Source organism: Acidimicrobiales bacterium (assembly GCA_040219085.1).
In the GTDB taxonomy this organism is placed as follows: domain Bacteria; phylum Actinomycetota; class Acidimicrobiia; order Acidimicrobiales; family JAVJTC01; genus JAVJTC01.
Window position 1 is genome coordinate 57,287 of sequence record JAVJTC010000004.1, and the last position, 16,580, is coordinate 73,866.

Here is a 16,580-nt window from a genome sequence, read left to right on the forward strand (position 1 = left end):
CCTGCTCGGGGGCGCGGCACGCCACGCTGCGTACTTCCCCCTTGCGCTCCGGAAACTATCAGCGCGTCGTGACCGGCGTCACCATGACACCGGTTCGGCCACGTGCGCTCCCGACTGGCTCAGTCCCCGCCCTGGTACTTGAAGGACACGTTCACCTTCGCCCGGTAGGCCGCCACAGCTCCGTCTTCGAGGGTCATGTCGAGCTCAGCGATCTCCGCGACACGTAGGTCCCTCAGATTGCGCCCCGCTTCGTTCACCGCTGCCGCGGCGGCCTTCTCCCAGCTCTCCGTGCTCGTCCCCACCAACTGGATGACCTTGTACACACTCTCCGACATCTTCATTCCCCCTTGTTGACCGGGTCCCACCATCGCCCAACGTGACGATCCCGTCAACGTGTGGCAATAGACGAAGGACCCGGGACCCGCCCGGGAACCGGGGCTACCATCGACGTCATCAGCCCGATCGGTTTCACGCGGCAGGCCGAACGGGCCCCGTGCACGCCACCCACCCGCAATCTGCCGAACGGCGTAGGGTGAGCGGATGAGGAGAGACCGGATGCGTCGGCTCGCCGAAGTCATCTCAGGCCCCGGCGGAGCGACGACCCTCGACCGTGTCCTCGCCGAGGGCCCGGGCTTCTTCACCATGTCAGCTGCCGCTCTGGCGGTGATCACCGACGGATCGAACTACGACACCGTCGCGATTACCGACCCCTCGTTCGCCGCCGCCGACACCCTCCACGCCGAACTGGGCGAGGGGCCCGCGCTCGATGCGTGCGAGCAGATGGTGCCGATCTTCGCCCCGGACCTCGCAGGCGCCAGCGAACGGTGGCCGGCGTTCGCGGACGCCGCCGTCGACTGCGGGATCGAAGCCGCGTTCTCGTTCCCGGCCCGGGTCGGGACGCTCGCACTCGGCGCCCTCACGCTCTACCGCGACACCGCCGGGATGATGGACTCCGACGACTTCGACGACGCGGCAGCGTTCGCGTCGATCGCTTCACGACTCCTCGTCGACGTCACAGCGGGGCTTGCGAACGGAGAACTACCCGGGGCCCTCGACGACCTCCGCTCGGCGCAGGCCCACGTGCACCAGGCCGCAGGCATGGCCAGTGTGCAACTCGGCGTGGACGTGGCGGGGGCGATGGCTGCGATCCGGGCATCGGCGTGGGCCGGGAACCGGTCCCTCGACGAGGTCGCTCGCGACGTCGTCGAACGAAAAGTGAGATTCGATGCGAACTGAGCCGGCAACCGCCCGACCGGTCCGTCACGACCCGATCGGAAGGACGTCCCGATGAGTACCAGAGGAAACAGCGGCCTCGCGCCCACCCGAATCAGCGAGATCTTCGTGAGTCTCGCCGACACCCTGGTCGCCGAGTTCGACGTGGTCGACTTCCTGACCACCCTGGCGCACCACAGCATCGAGGTTCTCGCCGCGGACGAGGCCGGCGTGATGCTCAGTGACGGGAACGGGGGACTACGACCCGTCGCCTCCTCGGCACACACCAACGAGATCCTCGATTTGTTCGAGGTCCAGTCGACAGAGGGACCCGGCGTCGACTGCTACCTGTCGGGCGAGGCGATCCTCAATCGTCCCATCGACGCCTCCGCCCCGTGGGAGAGGTTCAGGTCCCGGGCAGAGCGCTGCGGATTCCAACGCGTCCACGCGCTACCCATGCGCCTGCGGTCAGATCGCCTCGGCACGGTCACCGTGCTGTCGACCAGCGACACGGAGATCGACCAGAGCGCCTCGGCGGTCGGCCAGGCCCTCGCGGACATCGCGACGATCAGCCTCCTGCAGGTCCGCACCATGGGTGAGGCGCAACTCGTCGCCGAGCAACTTCAGATCGCACTGACCAACCGGGTGATCATCGAACAGGCCAAGGGCGTGCTCGCCGAGCGCGAGAACCTCGACATGCACGCCGCGTTCGAGATGTTGCGCAACTACGCCCGCTCTCACCGCCTGAAGCTCGCAGCGGTGGCTCACTCCGTCATCGACGGCTCCCTGGACGCCGCCGAGATCCGCACTCGGGGCTGAGGGCCGACCCGCGTCAACCCGATCGGCGTAGGTCCTCCTCCGCTGCACTGAGGAGTCGGTCGACGCCTCCCGCGTTCATGTCGGTGCCGACACCGATCCTCACGCCCAGCGGGACCACTTCGTCGTCGATCGTCAGCGGCGGTTCGAACGCGGCACGGATCGCATTCACGAGATCAGCGGCCACCACGTCGGACTCGCGGACATCGGGGGCCACCACGAAACGGCCGCAGCCGAGGTGTCCGGCCACGTCACCGGGAACCGCCTGGCGGATACGTTCGGCGGCGGCGGCGATGAAGGCTTCGTAGCGATGCGCACCCAGCACCCGCAGATCCGGGTCCGGCCCGAGCACGTCGACCAGAACCACAACGGGCGTACGACCGGTGCGCCGCGAGGCCCGTCGGGCCGTCTCGATCCGGCGCATCACCGCGGCGCGCCCGGCAAGTCCGGTCGCCGGGTCCTGCAGCGTCTCGGCGAACGTCTCGAGCAGTGCGCGCCGCATCGACTCGGAACGGCTGGCGGTGACGAGGTAGGCCGCGATGAGCGAGGCGATCCCGTCGTAGACGTCGAGATCGAGGGGATTGAGCGCTCCCGGATGGCCGAAGAAGAGATCGAGTGAACCGAAGGCGGAACCCCCGTCGCTCAACGGCACCGACACCGACCCGCTGACCCCCTCGGTCTGGGCGGTCGACGCGAAGGCGCCGAAGCGGCCGTCCGCCATCAGATCGGGGACCACGACGGTGGATCCGGTCGCCCGGGCCAGGATGCCGGGACCGCCCGTGTGCGACCGCTGGGCATCCTCGAGTCGCCATGCCGACGGGTCGGACGCTGCGACGGTCGGTTCGTGGCTCCCCGCCACCGAGGCCAGCACCGCCGAGCCACTGACAGCGAGAGCGTCCGTGCCCCGACGCAGAAGCGCGCCGAGGTCCGTGGACGGACGTGGATCCCGGCACATTGACCGGCCGAATTCAGCGATGAGTTCCGATATGCCCTGATCCACGACGATCAACTCCCGGTTGGGGGGGTGCCGTCCGCGGGGTCAGGGCGAAACTGCCTCGAGCGCTCCTACTCTTGCGCCTAATCCGCAATCATACCAAAGACGAGCCCGGTTCGTAAGTCCGCCCCGTTCGGGGGAACCCGGCCCCAGGTCGCGTCAGTGTCCCAGCCGGCGGACGCGGATGTCGGCCTGCTCACGGTGACCGGCGAAGCCCTCGAGCTCGCACAGGCGCGAGCAGTACTCACCGACGTGAACCGACGCGGCGTCGGTGTCGATGCGCTGATAGGTGTGGGTCTTGATGAACTTCCCGACCCATAGCCCGCCCGTGTAGCGGCCCGCCCTGCCCGTGGGCAAGGTGTGGTTCGTGCCGATCACCTTGTCGCCGTAGCTGACGTTGGTGCGGGCGCCGAGGAAAAGCGCGCCGTAGTTGCGCATCCTGTCGGCGAACCACTGCGGGTCCGCTGTCATGACCTGAACGTGCTCCGAGCAGATGCGCTCGGCCTCGGCGAGCAGTTCGTCGTCGGTGTCACACAGGATGATCTCTCCGTGGTCCCGCCACGCCACCGAGGCCACCTCACGCGTGGACAGCCTGGCGAGGACCTCGTCGATCATGGCCGGGAGTTCCTCGGCGACCGTCTCGCTGGTGGTGAGACACACGGCCGGTGAGGTGGGCCCGTGTTCGGCCTGACCCAGCAGATCCACCGCGACGAGCTCCGCGTCGACGGTGTCGTCGCAGATCACGAGGGTCTCGGTGGGTCCCGCGAGAAGGTCGATGCCGACACGTCCGAACAGCTGCCGCTTGGCCTCGGCGACGTACGCGTTGCCGGGTCCGACCACCATGTCGACGGGTTCGAACCCCTCGGCGCCGATGGCCATCATCGCCATGGCCTGCACACCGCCGAGGACGAAGATCTCGTCGGCACCGGCGAGGTGCATCGCTGTCACGATCGCCGCCGACGGTTCACCCTCGTACGGCGGGGCACACGCAACCACGCGATCCACACCTGCGACCTTGGCCGTCAGCACGCTCATGTGCGACGACGCCACCATCGGGTACTTGCCGCCCGGGACATAGCAGCCCACGGATGCGACGGGGATGTTGCGATGACCGAGGACGACGCCGGGGATGGTCTCGACCTCGACGTCGCGCAGGGCCATCTTCTGGATCTGGGCGAACCGTCGGATCTGTGCCTGCGCGAATTCGATGTCGGCGATGGTCTCGTCGGGCAACGACGCGACGCATGCCGCGACCTCGTCGTCGCTCAGGCGGAAATCGTCAGGGTTCCAGCCGTCGAAGCGCTCTGAGTACTCCCGGATGGCGTCCCAGCCCCGAGCCTCGACGTCGTCGAGGATGGCGCCCACCGTCGCGGTCACCTGGGCCTGCGCGTCTCGACGTTGCCGTGAGCTCTGCCCGGCCTTCAGCGTGCGGATCATCGCGTGAGCCTACGAGGCCAGCAGGCCGGCCTCGCTACCCGACCTGCTCGGGGAACAGTCGCTCAGTTCCGCTCCGGGATCGGGGAGCCGGTCTCGGCGGGGACGACGGAGAACTCCCGGTCGCCCACCAGGTCGTCGATGTCACAGATCTCGGGAGGCTCGTACCCGCGTGATTCAACTGTCGGTCGCGGTTCGGAGGGTGACATCGTCAACTCCCCACCGGGGCGAGCGCGACGACGGCGAACTCGCGGTCCTCGGCGGTCTCCACGTCGCAGATCTCAGGCGGCGTGTAGCCGTCCACGTCCGAAGGGGTCTGATCATCTGACTTCATCGCACCATCTCCATCTCGACGCCTCGAAGGTCCATCCGTGTCGCCCGTCGATCCTCAACTCGCGAGGATGGCCGGATTCACCACGAACTCCTGGTCATCGCGTGAATCGACATCGATGACGCACGGCGGCGAGTAGCTCACGGGGGTTCCCGTCTCGGGACTGTCGTCTTCGATCATTGCCGTTCCTGCGCTGGTGGCCACTGCGAAGCGACAGTTTCGCACGTCCGTTCGACGAGCGCACGCAGGGCACCAGGCAGGTTCCCGAGGCCCTCCGGGAGATGGCCCCGGACAACCGGGATGCGAGCGGCCAACGCCGCCGCCAGCGGGAACTGCACGTCGCGCGTCGCCTCGTCCACGGAGAAGGAGTTCGCGAGGATGGCGGCGACGCGGTAGCGGGTCGCGAGCTCCTCGAACGCCGGCTCACCGCCGCGTGCCCCCAGCACCACGACCGCCCCGACGGGTGTGGGCTCCCGGTGCCGCAGTGTGGCGGGAAGCGGTCTTGTCCGCTTCGGTGGAACCCGCGTCTCATCGGGCGTGACCAGCCGGTCGAAGAGTCGCACGTCGACCGCCCCGGGCCAGGCGACCGGAACGGCTGCGGCGTCAGCGCCGGGGTCGACACGACCGTGGTCTCCCAGCGCCATGAGAACACCGTCCTCGGCGAGCACCGGCCAACCCAGTTCCGCGGCAGTGGCGGCCACCGTCGACTTCCCCCGCCGCGACGGTCCGACGAACAGGACCGCCACACCGTCGACGACGATCGCGGATGCATGGGAGAGGAAGTACCCCTGCGCCGTCAACAGCAACGGGATGGCTGCGTTGAGGAGCCGATGGCGCCAGATGGTGTCCCCGGAGGCGACGGTGACCGTGATGAGCGACGCGTGGGGATCCAGGTCGAAGCTCGTGATCCCGGGCGCGGCGAGGCGCACGATCCCGTCGCGGAGACGTTCGGGCAACGGCGTCGTCAGGTCCACCGTCGCGTCGTCGCCGCGCCGCTCCATGGGTTCGCCGGATGCCACCTCCACCGTGATGGACCCGAGTGGGGCCGGTTCACCCACGCCGAGACGCACGAGCGGCTCGCGAGACAACACCCGGTGGCCGAACGCCGTTCCCCTCTCCACGGGATCGGGGGATGGCTCACCCACAGTCTCGTCAGGGATCTCCATCTCGTCGATCAGGGAGCAGCCGCGACGGGTATCCGGGACCGCGCCGACGCGTCCGGAGCGGACGGCACCGGAACGAGGATGCCCCGTACCCGCAGATCGTCGACCGTGGCGACGACGTCGTCCTCCACCCTCGTCGGATCCGCGCCCACGAGACGGCTGCACAGCGCTGCCGCGGCCTCCCGCACCGTGGCGCCGTCGGCGGCATCCATCACGAGGCTCGCGAACGCGTTCATCGTGGCGCGTGTGCCGTCGCGGAGCCGCACGTACCTGTCACCGTCACGGTCCCCGCTCCAGCGCAGGTCACCGAGACGGTGGCGCCGGGCCAGAACGAGGTTCCGCAGAACGGACCTGGCGGCGGTGACCGTGGCGGGGGTCACAGCCGGGGCGGGACCGACCGGCGCCAGGGCGACCTCGGCTGCAGGGACCTTCTCGCCGCCGGCCGGTGGCGCCGTGCCGGCCAGGAAGACGTCGGGGTCCCGGTACGGCACCACGGCGGAGTCCGATCCCGATGCTGCGTCAGCAGCCCAGTCGATGATGCGGCGGTCGGTCCACAACGAGCCGAGATTCTCCCAGCACGCTCGAACGCCGTCGTCGACCACGTTGCCGAAGGCGAAGGGCTGACCGGATTCCACGAGAACGGCGCCGTCGGGTTTGACCAGGATCGTCCGGGGCGCATCCTTGATCCGTTCGACGATGTCGGGTGGCCCCGACAGCCTGACGTTCACAGGCGAACCGTGGCGGACACAGAACCGTGCGAACGAGGACTCGAGGACCCGGCGGTCCACGCCCCAGTCGCCGCCTCGCGTGGCCGACCCCGTGGGACCGACCGCCGTCACCCGCAGACTCCGCACACCGAGACCCCACATCGCCTCCATGAAGTCCTCCACCCGGTCCAGGTTGTCGGGCGTCACGACGTGGTTCACACGCACGGCGACGCCCCGCTGGATGAGCCGGTCGACGGCCGAAACGGCCCGGAACCAGCTACCGGCCACACCCCGGGCGTGATCATGCTCCTCGGGCGTCACCCCGTCGACGGACACCACGACGATCAGCCCGTCGTTCGCCCCCAGTCGGTCAGCGGTCCGGTCGTCGACGAACCACCCGTTGGTGTTCAGAATGACCGACGTCCCGGCCGAACTGAGGCGCTCGACCACGTCGAGGGTCAGGGACTTGCGGAAGAACGGTTCTCCGCCGCTGACGACCGCCTCGACGATGCCGAGTTCGAGGGTCTGGTCCACCACGGCGAGCCACTGGTCGTCGTCGAGTTCGTGGGGATGGCTGCGCGTCACCACCGGCGAGTCCGTGTAACAGAATCCGCACATGAGATTGCAGCGATGGGTCAGCTCGAACTTGGCACCGACCGGGCGCTCGAGGAAGCGGGTCTCGTAGACCCTCGGCGCCGGCTCCGGACGACCCGCGGCACGTCGGGCGAGGCGCTTCATGGCCTCTGCGACGGGCTCAGGAAGGCGGGCCAGCGCCCTGCGGGCGAGCTCCTCCGTTCGGGTCGCTGTGATCACGCCACTCCAGTCGGGAAGGCCGCAAATGCCTGCGTGACTATAGTCCCGCACGTGAGCGTCCCGAGCCCCGTGAGCTTCGACCCTGCGGATCGGGACGCCCTCGCGGCCACGGTCCTGGAGCGCGTAGAGGGGCGCCACGATGCCCGGATCGACGACGAGACGGTGATCTACGACGTCGCGTCGGGAAGGGTCTCGTCACTCAACCCGACGGGGACCATGCTGTGGGAGATGCTCGCCGAGCCCCGCACGCTCGACGAGCTCAGCGCAGCCCTGAAGGTGCGTTTCGGGATCGATCAGGCCCGCGCCGACAGCGACGTGTGTGCCTATGCGACGGGGCTGCACGACCGCAACCTCATCCGCATCGTGTCGTCGTGACGGCAGCGGCGGGACCGCTGCCGTCCCACGACGCCCACGCCCGGCGTATCGCCGAGGCCCTCGGTGGTACGACGTTCCCGGCGCGGACCCTGGGCCACGACGTCCACCACGGCTCGACCGAACCGCCGGACGCCTTCACCACCCTCTTCGATGCCGGCGGCTTCGCCCGGCTCGTCTCCACGACGCCGCTCCATCCGCCCCGCATCAGGATGTACCACGGGGCCGCCCTCGACCCCGGCCGGTACATGCAGGTCCGCCAGACGAGAACCGAACTCACCTACGTCGCTCCGGACCCCGACAAGGTGCGCTCGCGGCTCGGGGAGGGGGCGACGCTGGTCATCGGGATGATGGACGGCCTCGTCCCGGCGCTCGACGACACCCGTCGGGCGCTGCAGTGGTGGCTGCGGTGTCCCATCGACACCACCGGATACCTCGTCCACGGGGCCACGAGCGGGTTCTCACCCCACGTGGACGACTTCGACGTCGTCGCCGTTCAACTCGAAGGGTCGAAGAACTGGGGCCTGTGGGATCCGACGCGGGCCCACCCGCTCGAGCGCGACGTCGCCCGGCCCCAGCCGCCCGACGGTGACCCCCGCTGGGTCACGTTGAAGGCCGGCGATGTCCTCTATCTGCCCAGGGGGACCTGGCACACAGCCGAGACGACCGACCCCGACGGGGTCAGCACCCACCTCGCCATGGTCCTGCGACGCCGCACCGGGATCGACTGGGTCGGCTTCCTGGCCGACCGGCTGCGCGCCAGTGAACGCTTTCGCGCGGATCTGCCGGTGTTCGCTGATGACACCGGGGCGGCCGACCACGCCCGGGCCCTGGTCGACGAACTGACCGCCGTCGCCGCGGACGCGGACTGGACCGCCTTCGTGAACCACGACCTCGCCACCGCCACAGTCCCCCCGACGGGCGATCTCTCCACCGTGGCTGTCACGTCCGCTCGCCGCGTCCGGTTCGTCACCCCGTTCCGACCCGCCATCAGCGACGACGGCTCCGACACCTACTGCGAAGCGGGGGGCAGACGGCTGCGCTTCGACTCCCGGTGCCGCGCCATGCTCGACGTGCTGGCGGGTGGCGGCTGGTTCGACATCGCCGAGCTCCCATGCGGGAACCTGCCCGACCGCGCCCTTCCCGACACCCTCACGGCCCTCGCCGCCGCCGGGCTGATCCAGCTGCGCTGAGGCGATCTGCGGGCGAAGCGGCCCGGCGCCCGCGACAATGGGTCACGCCCCGAGGAGGCCGCGATGCCCCACACCGATGACGGCGACGGTGCCGATACGCCGTACGAGGATCTCAGCGACCTCGAGAACGGTTTCGGCGACGCACCGGCCGCCGAGCGTCGGCGGCTGAGCCGCAAGGTCTACAACCGCGAACTCGACCGTCTGCACCTGGAACTCGCGAAGCTCCAGGCGTGGATCGTCCATGAGGGGCTGAAGGTCGTCGTGATCTTCGAGGGCCGTGACGCGGCAGGAAAGGGCGGGGCGATCAAGCGGATCAGTGAGCCACTCAACCCGCGCATCTGCCGGGTCGAGGCCCTGGGCAAGCCCGACGACCGCGAGCGGACCCAGTGGTACTTCCAACGCTACGTGCCGTACCTCCCCGCAGCGGGTGAGATGGTCCTGTTCGACCGCAGTTGGTACAACCGCGCGGGTGTCGAACTGGTGATGGGCTACTGCACCCCCGACGAGCACCAGGAGTTCCTGCGGTCCTGCCCGGAGTTCGAACGCATGCTCGTCCGGTCGGGAATCGTCCTGGTGAAGTACTGGTTCTCGGTCAGTGACGTCGAGCAGGAGCGGCGGTTCCAGGCCCGCATGAAGGACCCCCGCAAGCGCTGGAAGCTCAGCCCCATGGACCTCGAGTCCAGAGAGAAGTGGGCCGACTACTCCCGTGCCAAGGACGTGATGTTCAACCACACCGACATCAAGCAGGCTCCGTGGTGGGTGGTGAACGCCGACGACAAGCGCAGGGCGCGACTCAACTGCATCAGCCACCTGCTCAGCCAGATCCCCTACGAGGACGTCACGCGTCCCGAGGTGGAGCTTCCGCCGCGCCACGACGTCAGCTCCTACATCCGTCCGCCGATCACCGACCAGACCTTCGTACCCGAGATCTTCTGAGCGCCGACCACGAAGGCGGACCAGGCCGACTCCTTCGACACGCTGCGGGCCCTCCTCACGAACTCGGCGCTGCTGGACGCGATGGAAGATGCCGGCGTCACCTCCGAGCCCCAGGTGAGCTTCGCCACGGGCGGCTGGGCCGGCTCCTACGAGTGACGCCGGTCACGGTCGACGGCTGAGCGGCAGCGGACGAGCGTCCTGTCGAGGGCCGTCTCCACGGCCACCCCGGCGTGACGCCGCAGCCAGGCCAGATTGCGGCGGTGCAGATCGTCGTCGGGGTCGAAGCGATTCACGAAGACGACAGCGGGCCATTTCTCCAACGCCCCGAGCGTCAGCATCGTCGCGTTGATCGTTCCCAACCGGGCGTCGGTGACGAGCAGAACCCGGTCGGGCGCGACGAGGCCGACGAGAGCGCCACTGTCGCCGTCGTGGGCCACCGGGGAACGGACACCGCCCACGGTTTCGACGAGGCCGAAATCGATCCCCTCCGCCCAGGTGACGGCCAGATCCTGCAGACCGATCCCGGGGAAACCGAGGGCGTCGGCCGCCATGGGCGGCGCCATCGGCAGCGGGTACCAGCGCTCCGCCGGGCACACGTCGAGGGGTTCGAGACCGGCGGCGGCGGCGAGGACCTCCGCATCGGTCGCCCCCACCTCAGCGGCGTGGTAGCTCTGCACGGGCTTGCGCACGGCGACGGCGAGGCCCTGCGCGCGGGCCCGCTCGACCAGATTGGCAGTCACCCAGGTCTTGCCGACACCCGTGTCGGTACCGACCACGGCGACGACACAGCGGGGGCGCTCCGTCACAGAAGTGCCGGCGACGACTCGCCGCCCGCCGGCCCGAGCCCCGTGGCCGCGAGCGCCTCGACCAGCTGATCCACCATCGCCCCGGTGTGCGCCGCCGAAAGGGCGATCCGGAGTCGACTCGTCCCCTCGGGCACGGTCGGTGGGCGGATGGCGGGGACCCACAGGCCCCGTTCGGCAAGCGCCGCAGACGCGGCCACGGCGGCAGCTTCGGATCCGACCACGACGGGAAGGATCGGTGACCGGCACCCCGGCCGGGCGCGCTCCACCGCTGCGGCGAGCCGCCGCTTCAATCCCACACCCTCCGCAGAAACGGTCACGTTGAGCGCCGCGAGTGCCGCGGCCGCTGAGACAGGACCGAGGCCCGTCGTGAAGATGAACGACCGGGCGCGGTTCACCAACAGATCGATGACGGCCTGTCGAGCGGCGACGAACCCCCCCTGGGAGCCCAGAGCCTTGGACAGGGTTCCGATTCTCACGAGCTCGCACCCGACGTCGCCGACGTGCGGGCCGAGAACGGCATGGGCCTCGTCGAGGACCAACACGGCGTCATGGTGGGCGCAGAGCTCCGCGAGCTCCGCGACCGGCGCCTCGTCGCCGTCCATCGAGAACACGGCATCGCTCACGACGACCCGCGGCCCGGCGGCGACGGCCATCGACTCCGCGAGGTGACCGACGTCACGGTGCCGGTACACGACCACGTCGGCGCGGGCGAGCCTGCAGCCGTCGATGATCGAGGCGTGGTTCGCCTCGTCACTGAAGATCGTCACGCCTGCGCCGCCGAGGGTCGTCAACACCCCGAGGTTGGCCTGGTACCCCGACGGGAAGACGAGGGCCGCCTCCGTGCCACGCCACTCTGCCAGGGCGGTCTCGAGCTGGGCGTGGACGGGTCGGGTACCCACGACCAACCGCGACGCCGTCGCGCCCGCACCCCAGCGGTCGAGCGCGCCGTGTGCGGCATCGACGACCGCGGGGTGGGTCGACAGTCCGAGGTAGTCGTTGGACGCGAAGGAGACGACCTCACGTCCATCCACACACCCGACCGGTCCACGGGCGTCGAAGACCGCGTTCGTGCGCCAGCGGCCCTGACCTCGGATCGAGCCCAGATCCGCGTCGATGCGCGCGGCCCAGTCCATCGGCGACTCAGCCGAACCGGTCGACCACGGCGAGCATCGCATCGCAGATCGTCACCACGTCGGCGTCATCGGTCACGTACGGCGGCATCGTGTAGAGCAGCCGCCCGAACGGCCGCAACCACACGCCCCGTTCGACGAACACGTCACGCGCGGCGACCGGAACCGGTTCGGCCATCTCGATGACGCCGATCGCGCCGAGCACCCGCACGTCCGCGACGCCGGGACGGCCCTTCGCCGCGGAGAGGCCGGTGACCAGAGCGTCCTCGATCCGCTTGACCGTGGCACGCCAGTCGGCGCCGACCAGCAGGTCGATCGATGCAACCGAGACAGCGGCCGCGAGCGGGTTGGCCATGAACGTCGGTCCGTGCATGAGCGCGCCTGATTCCGCCGCGCTCACCCCGTCGGCGACCTCAGCCGTGCACAACGTCGCCGCCATCGAGAGGTACCCACCGGTCATCGCCTTGCCGAGGCACATGATGTCGGGGGTGACCCCCGCATGGTCACAGCCGAAGAGCTCCCCGGAACGGCCGAAGCCGGTTGCGATCTCGTCGGCGATCAACAGCACCTCGGCCTCGTCGCACAGCTCGCGCACTGCGGCAAGGTACCCGGGCGAATAGAACCGCATGCCACCGGCGCCCTGCACGACCGGCTCGAGCACCACCGCGGCGATCTCGTCACGATGCTCCGCGAGGAGTCCACCGAGTTCCGCCACGTGCTCGACGGTGAACGTGTCGCCGTAGACGGGCATCGGCACCGGGGCGAAGATCTGCGGGGCCAGCATCCCGTTGAACATCGAGTGCATTCCGGTGACGGGGTCACACACCGACATCGCACCGATCGTGTCCCCGTGGTATCCGCCGCGCACTGTGAGCATGCGGCGGCGCCCGGGCCGTCCCCGCCCGCGCTGGTACTGGACCGCCATCTTGATCGCGACCTCGACCGCCACCGAGCCCGAGTCGGACAGGAACACGCGCTCGAGGGCATCGGGGGTGATCGCGACGAGCCGCTCGGCGAGTTCCACGGCAGACCGATGCGTGAGGCCACCGAACATGACATGGGACATGTCGTCGAGTTGGGCCCGGGCAGCGGCGTCGAGAACGGAATGGCGATATCCGTGGATGGCAGCCCACCACGACGACATGGCGTCGATGAGCTCGCGCCCGTCCGCCAGGCGTAGACGCACCCCCGATGCCGACACGACCGCCAGGGGGGCTTCAGAGGGGTGCTGTGCCGCCGGCGCGTAGGGATGCCACAGGACGGCCCGGTCTCGGCCGACGAGATCGGTGACCGGGTCGCGATGTGGCACGAACGCGTCGGCTTTCACGGCCGCAACCGTATGTCGCGGGGGGACCGACTTCCCAAGGGTCGGGGAAACCGGGGCCCGGTCGGAACCGGTGGGGCCGGTCAGTCGACGAGTTCCGCGACCGACACGCCCGCCGCGGTGCGGTTGCCGGCAGAATCCTCAGCGATCAACCAGATCGAGACGCCCCGGAAGCTGAACGCGGCGCCGACGGGGACCGTCGCGATGTTGTCGAGGTCATCGACAGGGTCGGCGAGCGTGGTCGAGGGCGCGATGTACCACTCGCACGACACGAGGTCGCTGTCCGTGCACTCGCCGACGAGCGGCACGTCCACGAAGTCGTCATCATCGCCGTCGGGTATCCGGACCGTGGGAAGGAAGCCGGCCGCCCCCGCCCCCGGGAACGGGTATGCGGCGGCCGGCGTGGTCGTGATGGTGACCTCGGGCGGAGCGTTCGTCGAGACGTCGATCACGACCTCGTCGCAGGCGGTGGACCCGTTGGTGTCCCTGACGACGAGTGAGTAGGTCTCAGTCGTGTCCGAGCCCTGGCTGACCGTGACATCCGCACTGCCACCGTCGGAGATCGACCCGGTCGTGGCGCCACAGGCACCTTCGGACCATGCGTAGTCGTAGACCTCGTCGCCGCAGGACGTTGCTCCGGATCCGGAACCGCGCAGCAGGACGTCCTCGCCGTCGGCGCCCTCGTCGTGGATGACCCGGTCCACACCGGCGTCGGCCACCGGTTCGGTGACACCACCCAGGCAGCGCCCGAGCCACACCTCGGTTCCGCCCAGCGGGTGGACGGTGTTCGAGTTGGCGGTGCCCACGTAGAGACCGTCGGGGCTCGACGCCATGGTCCGGCCGCCACTGTTGAGCGGGTTACCCAGGCCGTCGTCGAAGACCTGCTCCCATGTCACACCGTTCCTGGTTCGCCACAGGTCGAAGCCGGCCCCGTCCGCGGCGAGCGCCTCGGCCTCGGCGGCCGACATGGCCGGGTTGGGATTGAGTGTTCCGTTCACGAACGTGGTCGCGTACAGGTAGCCCTCGTGCACCTCGAAGTCCCAGACGTACTCGGCGCTTCCCTCGATCCAGTCGGGACCGCCGCCACCCCATCCGGGGCCGTTGCCGCTCTCGGGGACACACAGGCCGCCCTCGGACTCGCACTCGAAGCCGGGATATGCCGACATCGTGGACGGCTCGCGGGGAACGCCCATCACGAGACCGAAGCTTCCGTCGGCCTCGAGCCAGATCATCTCGGCCGACGCATCCCGGGTGAAGCTACGGGTCTCACCGATCGAGATGTACATCCGGTCGCCGAACTGCTCCATGGCGCCGGAGATCGTGCTGCGCTGCACCCCCTCCTCGAGGGGACGACCCGCTGCGTCGGAGACGGCCAGTTCCCACTCGGGATCGCAACCCAGGCCGAGAATCCGCACGACGGCGAGCAGGGGCCGACGACAGGCCGGGGCCATGTGGATCTCGACGCCCGTCTCGCGGTTCAGGCTGCCCGCGACGATCATGTCGTCGCCGGGGATGATGTACCGGGTGTCGAACCCGGCGAGGGTCATGACCGTGGAGGTGTCAGGCCGTCCGAAACCCGGCTCGCTCACTGCACGCCAGCGGCCGTTCGTCGGTGAGGCCGATGCGAGGACGACCGGGTTCTCGGTTCCCTCCGAATCGGTGAATGTCCCCACCGGCGACATGTAGAGCCACCCGCGGGCGCATACGAGGGAGCGGTAGCCGATGTCACGGACGACGTTGAGGCCCCACGTGCTCGCCGGCTGGAAGGACTCGCCGTCCTCGGTGTAGACGACGCGCCCTCCGAGACCGATCGTCGAGACGTAGAGGCGCTCGACGCCGTCTCCGGCGTCGCACACGGTCATGCCGCGGTAGCCGATCTCCCGGCTCACACCGCCGTCGACGCCCTCGAAGAAGACCGGCGACTGGTAGACCCGGTCCCACGTGCCGTCGGTGCCGTCGGTGCCGGGGTCGTACCGCCAGATCTCGCCGCGCCGGTCGCCGAGTGTCGTGTTCTCGGCGTCGAACGCGTTGCGCACGGTGCCGACGTACAGGCGCCCGTCGAAGATCGCAGACGACCAGGCATAGCTGTTCGCAGAGGAGCCCTCCGGGTGGGGGCCGTCGATCCCCTCGGCGAAGCCACCCGCTGCCAGCTGGACGAAGTCCTCACCGCCGTCGGGTCCGCCGTCGCCCACCAACTGGGCCGAGCCCGGAGATGCGACCACGACGACACTGGAAAGCACTGCTGAAAACGCGACACACGCCATCCAACGTGAAAGCATTTCAGTCCCCCTCCGCTTCGCCCTTCGGGTGACTCTAGACCTCAGGCGAGGTAGGGCCAACCGCACAGCCGGACGGGCGCCGCGGCCGCCGTCAGCGAGCGCCCTCGAATCGCCATCCGGCGCCGTCGGCGACGATGTAGCCCGCCGTCGGGTCGGGGAAGTGCGTTCCCATGACGAGAGTGTCCGAACCGGCGAACCGTTCGACCAGGCTCCGCCGGGTCTGCGCGCTCACCTCGGCGTCGGCGTCCGCGTTCAGACTCCACTCGGGACGGGCCAGCTGGACCGGCGTGTGGACGGCGTCCCCGGTGATCAGCCCCGTCGCCCCCCGTGAACGGATCATCACCGAGAAGTGGTCCGGGGTGTGGCCGGGCGTGGCCATGAGCGACACGCTCGCGCTGACCCGGAACTCCTCGGGCTCGACGAGTTCGGCCTGTCCGGCGGCGACAACCGGCTCGACCGACGTCGTGAAGGCCAGAGTCGAATCGTCCGCCACCGGTCCCCCCAGCTCGGTGAAACCCTTCCGCCACACGTCGACGTCACCCCTGGACATGACGTAGCGGGCGTTCCGGAAGGTCGGCTCCCACCCCGCTTCGGTCCGCACCGTGTTGTAGCCGATGTGGTCGGGATGCAGGTGGGTGCAGATCACCGTGTCGACGGTGGTCGGCCCGAACCCCACGGATTCCAGGTCGGCGAGGAAGGACGTGTGGAGTCCGTTGAAGATCGATGCGAAGAGGTCGGACTCGTAGTGGCGGTCGTTCCCGACGCACGTGTCGACGACGATGCGCTGACCGTCGGCCTCGATACAGAACGCGTGGACGTCCATCACCATCTCGTCGTCGGGGCCGAGGAACGGCGCCATCCACGACCGGTACGGACCGAGGTCCGCATCGACGATCGGCAGCATCGAGAAGATGGAGTCGCGAGCGAGGCGAGACTCGTACACCTTCGTGACGACGACGTCGCCGACCTCCCAGCTCTTCGTCCGCACGATTTCCACAGTGCCCCCCGGCGTGTCGAGTGAGCCATCCTCGCACGTTCGCGGGAGGTGGACGCCGTGAGCGCCGTGCGTC

18 protein-coding genes are annotated in these 16,580 nt (G+C 69.3%); 5 read left to right on the forward strand and 13 right to left on the reverse strand.

The window, feature by feature from the left end; genetic code table 11:
• Positions 1-119: 119 nt before the first annotated feature.
• The gene (locus RIE08_01770) at positions 120-335 is read right to left on the reverse strand and encodes a dodecin family protein (protein ID MEQ8716315.1); all 216 of its coding nucleotides are present in this window, start codon (positions 333-335) and stop codon (positions 120-122) included.
• A 205-nt stretch (positions 336-540) separates the two neighbouring features.
• Here RIE08_01770 and RIE08_01775 point away from each other — a divergent pair, with 205 nt between their 5' ends.
• Together RIE08_01775 and RIE08_01780 are read left to right on the forward strand one after the other, a co-directional pair.
• Positions 541-1,236 (forward strand): hypothetical protein, encoded by a 696-nt coding sequence (locus tag RIE08_01775; GenBank protein MEQ8716316.1) that lies wholly within the window; start codon positions 541-543, stop codon positions 1,234-1,236.
• A 51-nt stretch (positions 1,237-1,287) separates the two neighbouring features.
• Positions 1,288-2,031, forward strand: coding sequence for a GAF and ANTAR domain-containing protein (locus RIE08_01780; protein MEQ8716317.1), 744 nt, complete (start codon positions 1,288-1,290; stop codon positions 2,029-2,031).
• A gap of 13 nt (positions 2,032-2,044) precedes the next feature.
• On the opposite strand, the gene RIE08_01785 is transcribed toward RIE08_01780, so the two are convergent.
• From RIE08_01785 to RIE08_01815, 7 genes are all read right to left on the reverse strand, one after another.
• The gene (locus tag RIE08_01785) at positions 2,045-3,028 is read right to left on the reverse strand and encodes a hypothetical protein (GenBank protein ID MEQ8716318.1); all 984 of its coding nucleotides are present in this window, start codon (positions 3,026-3,028) and stop codon (positions 2,045-2,047) included.
• 153 nt (positions 3,029-3,181) lie between these two features.
• Positions 3,182-4,459 carry a histidinol dehydrogenase gene (hisD, locus tag RIE08_01790; protein MEQ8716319.1) on the reverse strand — a complete coding sequence of 426 codons (1,278 nt, stop codon included), beginning with the start codon at positions 4,457-4,459 and terminating at the stop codon, positions 3,182-3,184.
• Between the two features lie 62 nt (positions 4,460-4,521).
• A complete protein-coding gene (locus RIE08_01795) occupies positions 4,522-4,665 on the reverse strand; it encodes a hypothetical protein (GenBank protein ID MEQ8716320.1) in 144 nt (47 codons plus the stop codon).
• A gap of 2 nt (positions 4,666-4,667) precedes the next feature.
• Positions 4,668-4,790 carry a hypothetical protein gene (locus RIE08_01800; protein ID MEQ8716321.1) on the reverse strand — a complete coding sequence of 41 codons (123 nt, stop codon included), beginning with the start codon at positions 4,788-4,790 and terminating at the stop codon, positions 4,668-4,670.
• Positions 4,791-4,844: 54 nt separating this feature from the next.
• Positions 4,845-4,967: a hypothetical protein gene (locus tag RIE08_01805; protein ID MEQ8716322.1), complete on the reverse strand. Its 123-nt coding sequence runs from the start codon at positions 4,965-4,967 to the stop codon at positions 4,845-4,847.
• Positions 4,964-5,953, reverse strand: a complete 990-nt coding sequence (locus tag RIE08_01810; GenBank protein ID MEQ8716323.1) for a hypothetical protein — start codon at positions 5,951-5,953, stop codon at positions 4,964-4,966. The genes RIE08_01805 and RIE08_01810 overlap by 4 nt, the downstream gene beginning before the upstream one ends.
• Positions 5,954-5,961: 8 nt before the next feature.
• Positions 5,962-7,470 (reverse strand): PqqD family peptide modification chaperone, encoded by a 1,509-nt coding sequence (locus RIE08_01815; GenBank protein MEQ8716324.1) that lies wholly within the window; start codon positions 7,468-7,470, stop codon positions 5,962-5,964.
• A gap of 51 nt (positions 7,471-7,521) precedes the next feature.
• On the opposite strand from RIE08_01815, the gene RIE08_01820 reads away from it, so the two are divergent.
• From RIE08_01820 to ppk2, 3 genes are all read left to right on the forward strand, one after another.
• A complete protein-coding gene (locus RIE08_01820; protein ID MEQ8716325.1) occupies positions 7,522-7,845 on the forward strand; it encodes a PqqD family protein in 324 nt (107 codons plus the stop codon).
• Positions 7,842-9,035: a cupin domain-containing protein gene (locus RIE08_01825; protein MEQ8716326.1), complete on the forward strand. Its 1,194-nt coding sequence runs from the start codon at positions 7,842-7,844 to the stop codon at positions 9,033-9,035. The genes RIE08_01820 and RIE08_01825 overlap by 4 nt, the downstream gene beginning before the upstream one ends.
• Positions 9,036-9,098: 63 nt before the next feature.
• Positions 9,099-9,971, forward strand: coding sequence for a polyphosphate kinase 2 (gene ppk2 / locus RIE08_01830; GenBank protein ID MEQ8716327.1), 873 nt, complete (start codon positions 9,099-9,101; stop codon positions 9,969-9,971).
• Positions 9,972-10,117: 146 nt separating this feature from the next.
• Here the strand turns inward: ppk2 and RIE08_01835 are convergent, their stop codons facing one another.
• The 5 genes from RIE08_01835 to RIE08_01855 all read right to left on the reverse strand — a co-directional run bounded on the left by RIE08_01835 (position 10,118) and on the right by RIE08_01855 (position 16,498).
• Positions 10,118-10,777: a dethiobiotin synthase gene (locus RIE08_01835; protein MEQ8716328.1), complete on the reverse strand. Its 660-nt coding sequence runs from the start codon at positions 10,775-10,777 to the stop codon at positions 10,118-10,120.
• Positions 10,774-11,910, reverse strand: coding sequence for an 8-amino-7-oxononanoate synthase (locus tag RIE08_01840; protein MEQ8716329.1), 1,137 nt, complete (start codon positions 11,908-11,910; stop codon positions 10,774-10,776). Before RIE08_01840 ends, RIE08_01835 begins: the two co-directional genes overlap by 4 nt.
• Positions 11,911-11,917: 7 nt before the next feature.
• On the reverse strand, positions 11,918-13,234 hold the full coding sequence (locus tag RIE08_01845) for an adenosylmethionine--8-amino-7-oxononanoate transaminase (GenBank protein MEQ8716330.1): 1,317 nt from the start codon (positions 13,232-13,234) through the stop codon (positions 11,918-11,920).
• A gap of 80 nt (positions 13,235-13,314) precedes the next feature.
• Entirely contained in the window at positions 13,315-15,453 is a 2,139-nt protein-coding gene (locus RIE08_01850; protein MEQ8716331.1) for a hypothetical protein, read from the reverse strand.
• A gap of 148 nt (positions 15,454-15,601) precedes the next feature.
• The gene (locus RIE08_01855) at positions 15,602-16,498 is read right to left on the reverse strand and encodes an MBL fold metallo-hydrolase (protein ID MEQ8716332.1); all 897 of its coding nucleotides are present in this window, start codon (positions 16,496-16,498) and stop codon (positions 15,602-15,604) included.
• Positions 16,499-16,580: the final 82 nt, after the last annotated feature.

What these genes read in the sequence shown, in the direction of transcription:
- RIE08_01770 (MEQ8716315.1), bottom strand. Translation starts at nt 335, where the DNA reads ATGTCGGAGAGTGTGTACAAGGTCATCCAGTTGGTGGGGACGAGCACG.
- RIE08_01775 (MEQ8716316.1), top strand. Translation starts at nt 541, where the DNA reads ATGAGGAGAGACCGGATGCGTCGGCTCGCCGAAGTCATCTCAGGCCCC.
- RIE08_01780 (MEQ8716317.1), top strand. Translation starts at nt 1,288, where the DNA reads ATGAGTACCAGAGGAAACAGCGGCCTCGCGCCCACCCGAATCAGCGAG.
- hisD (MEQ8716319.1), bottom strand. Translation starts at nt 4,459, where the DNA reads ATGATCCGCACGCTGAAGGCCGGGCAGAGCTCACGGCAACGTCGAGAC.
- RIE08_01795 (MEQ8716320.1), bottom strand. Translation starts at nt 4,665, where the DNA reads ATGTCACCCTCCGAACCGCGACCGACAGTTGAATCACGCGGGTACGAG.
- RIE08_01800 (MEQ8716321.1), bottom strand. Translation starts at nt 4,790, where the DNA reads ATGAAGTCAGATGATCAGACCCCTTCGGACGTGGACGGCTACACGCCG.
- RIE08_01805 (MEQ8716322.1), bottom strand. Translation starts at nt 4,967, where the DNA reads ATGATCGAAGACGACAGTCCCGAGACGGGAACCCCCGTGAGCTACTCG.
- RIE08_01810 (MEQ8716323.1), bottom strand. Translation starts at nt 5,953, where the DNA reads ATGGAGATCCCTGACGAGACTGTGGGTGAGCCATCCCCCGATCCCGTG.
- ppk2 (MEQ8716327.1), top strand. Translation starts at nt 9,099, where the DNA reads ATGCCCCACACCGATGACGGCGACGGTGCCGATACGCCGTACGAGGAT.
- RIE08_01840 (MEQ8716329.1), bottom strand. Translation starts at nt 11,910, where the DNA reads ATGGACTGGGCCGCGCGCATCGACGCGGATCTGGGCTCGATCCGAGGT.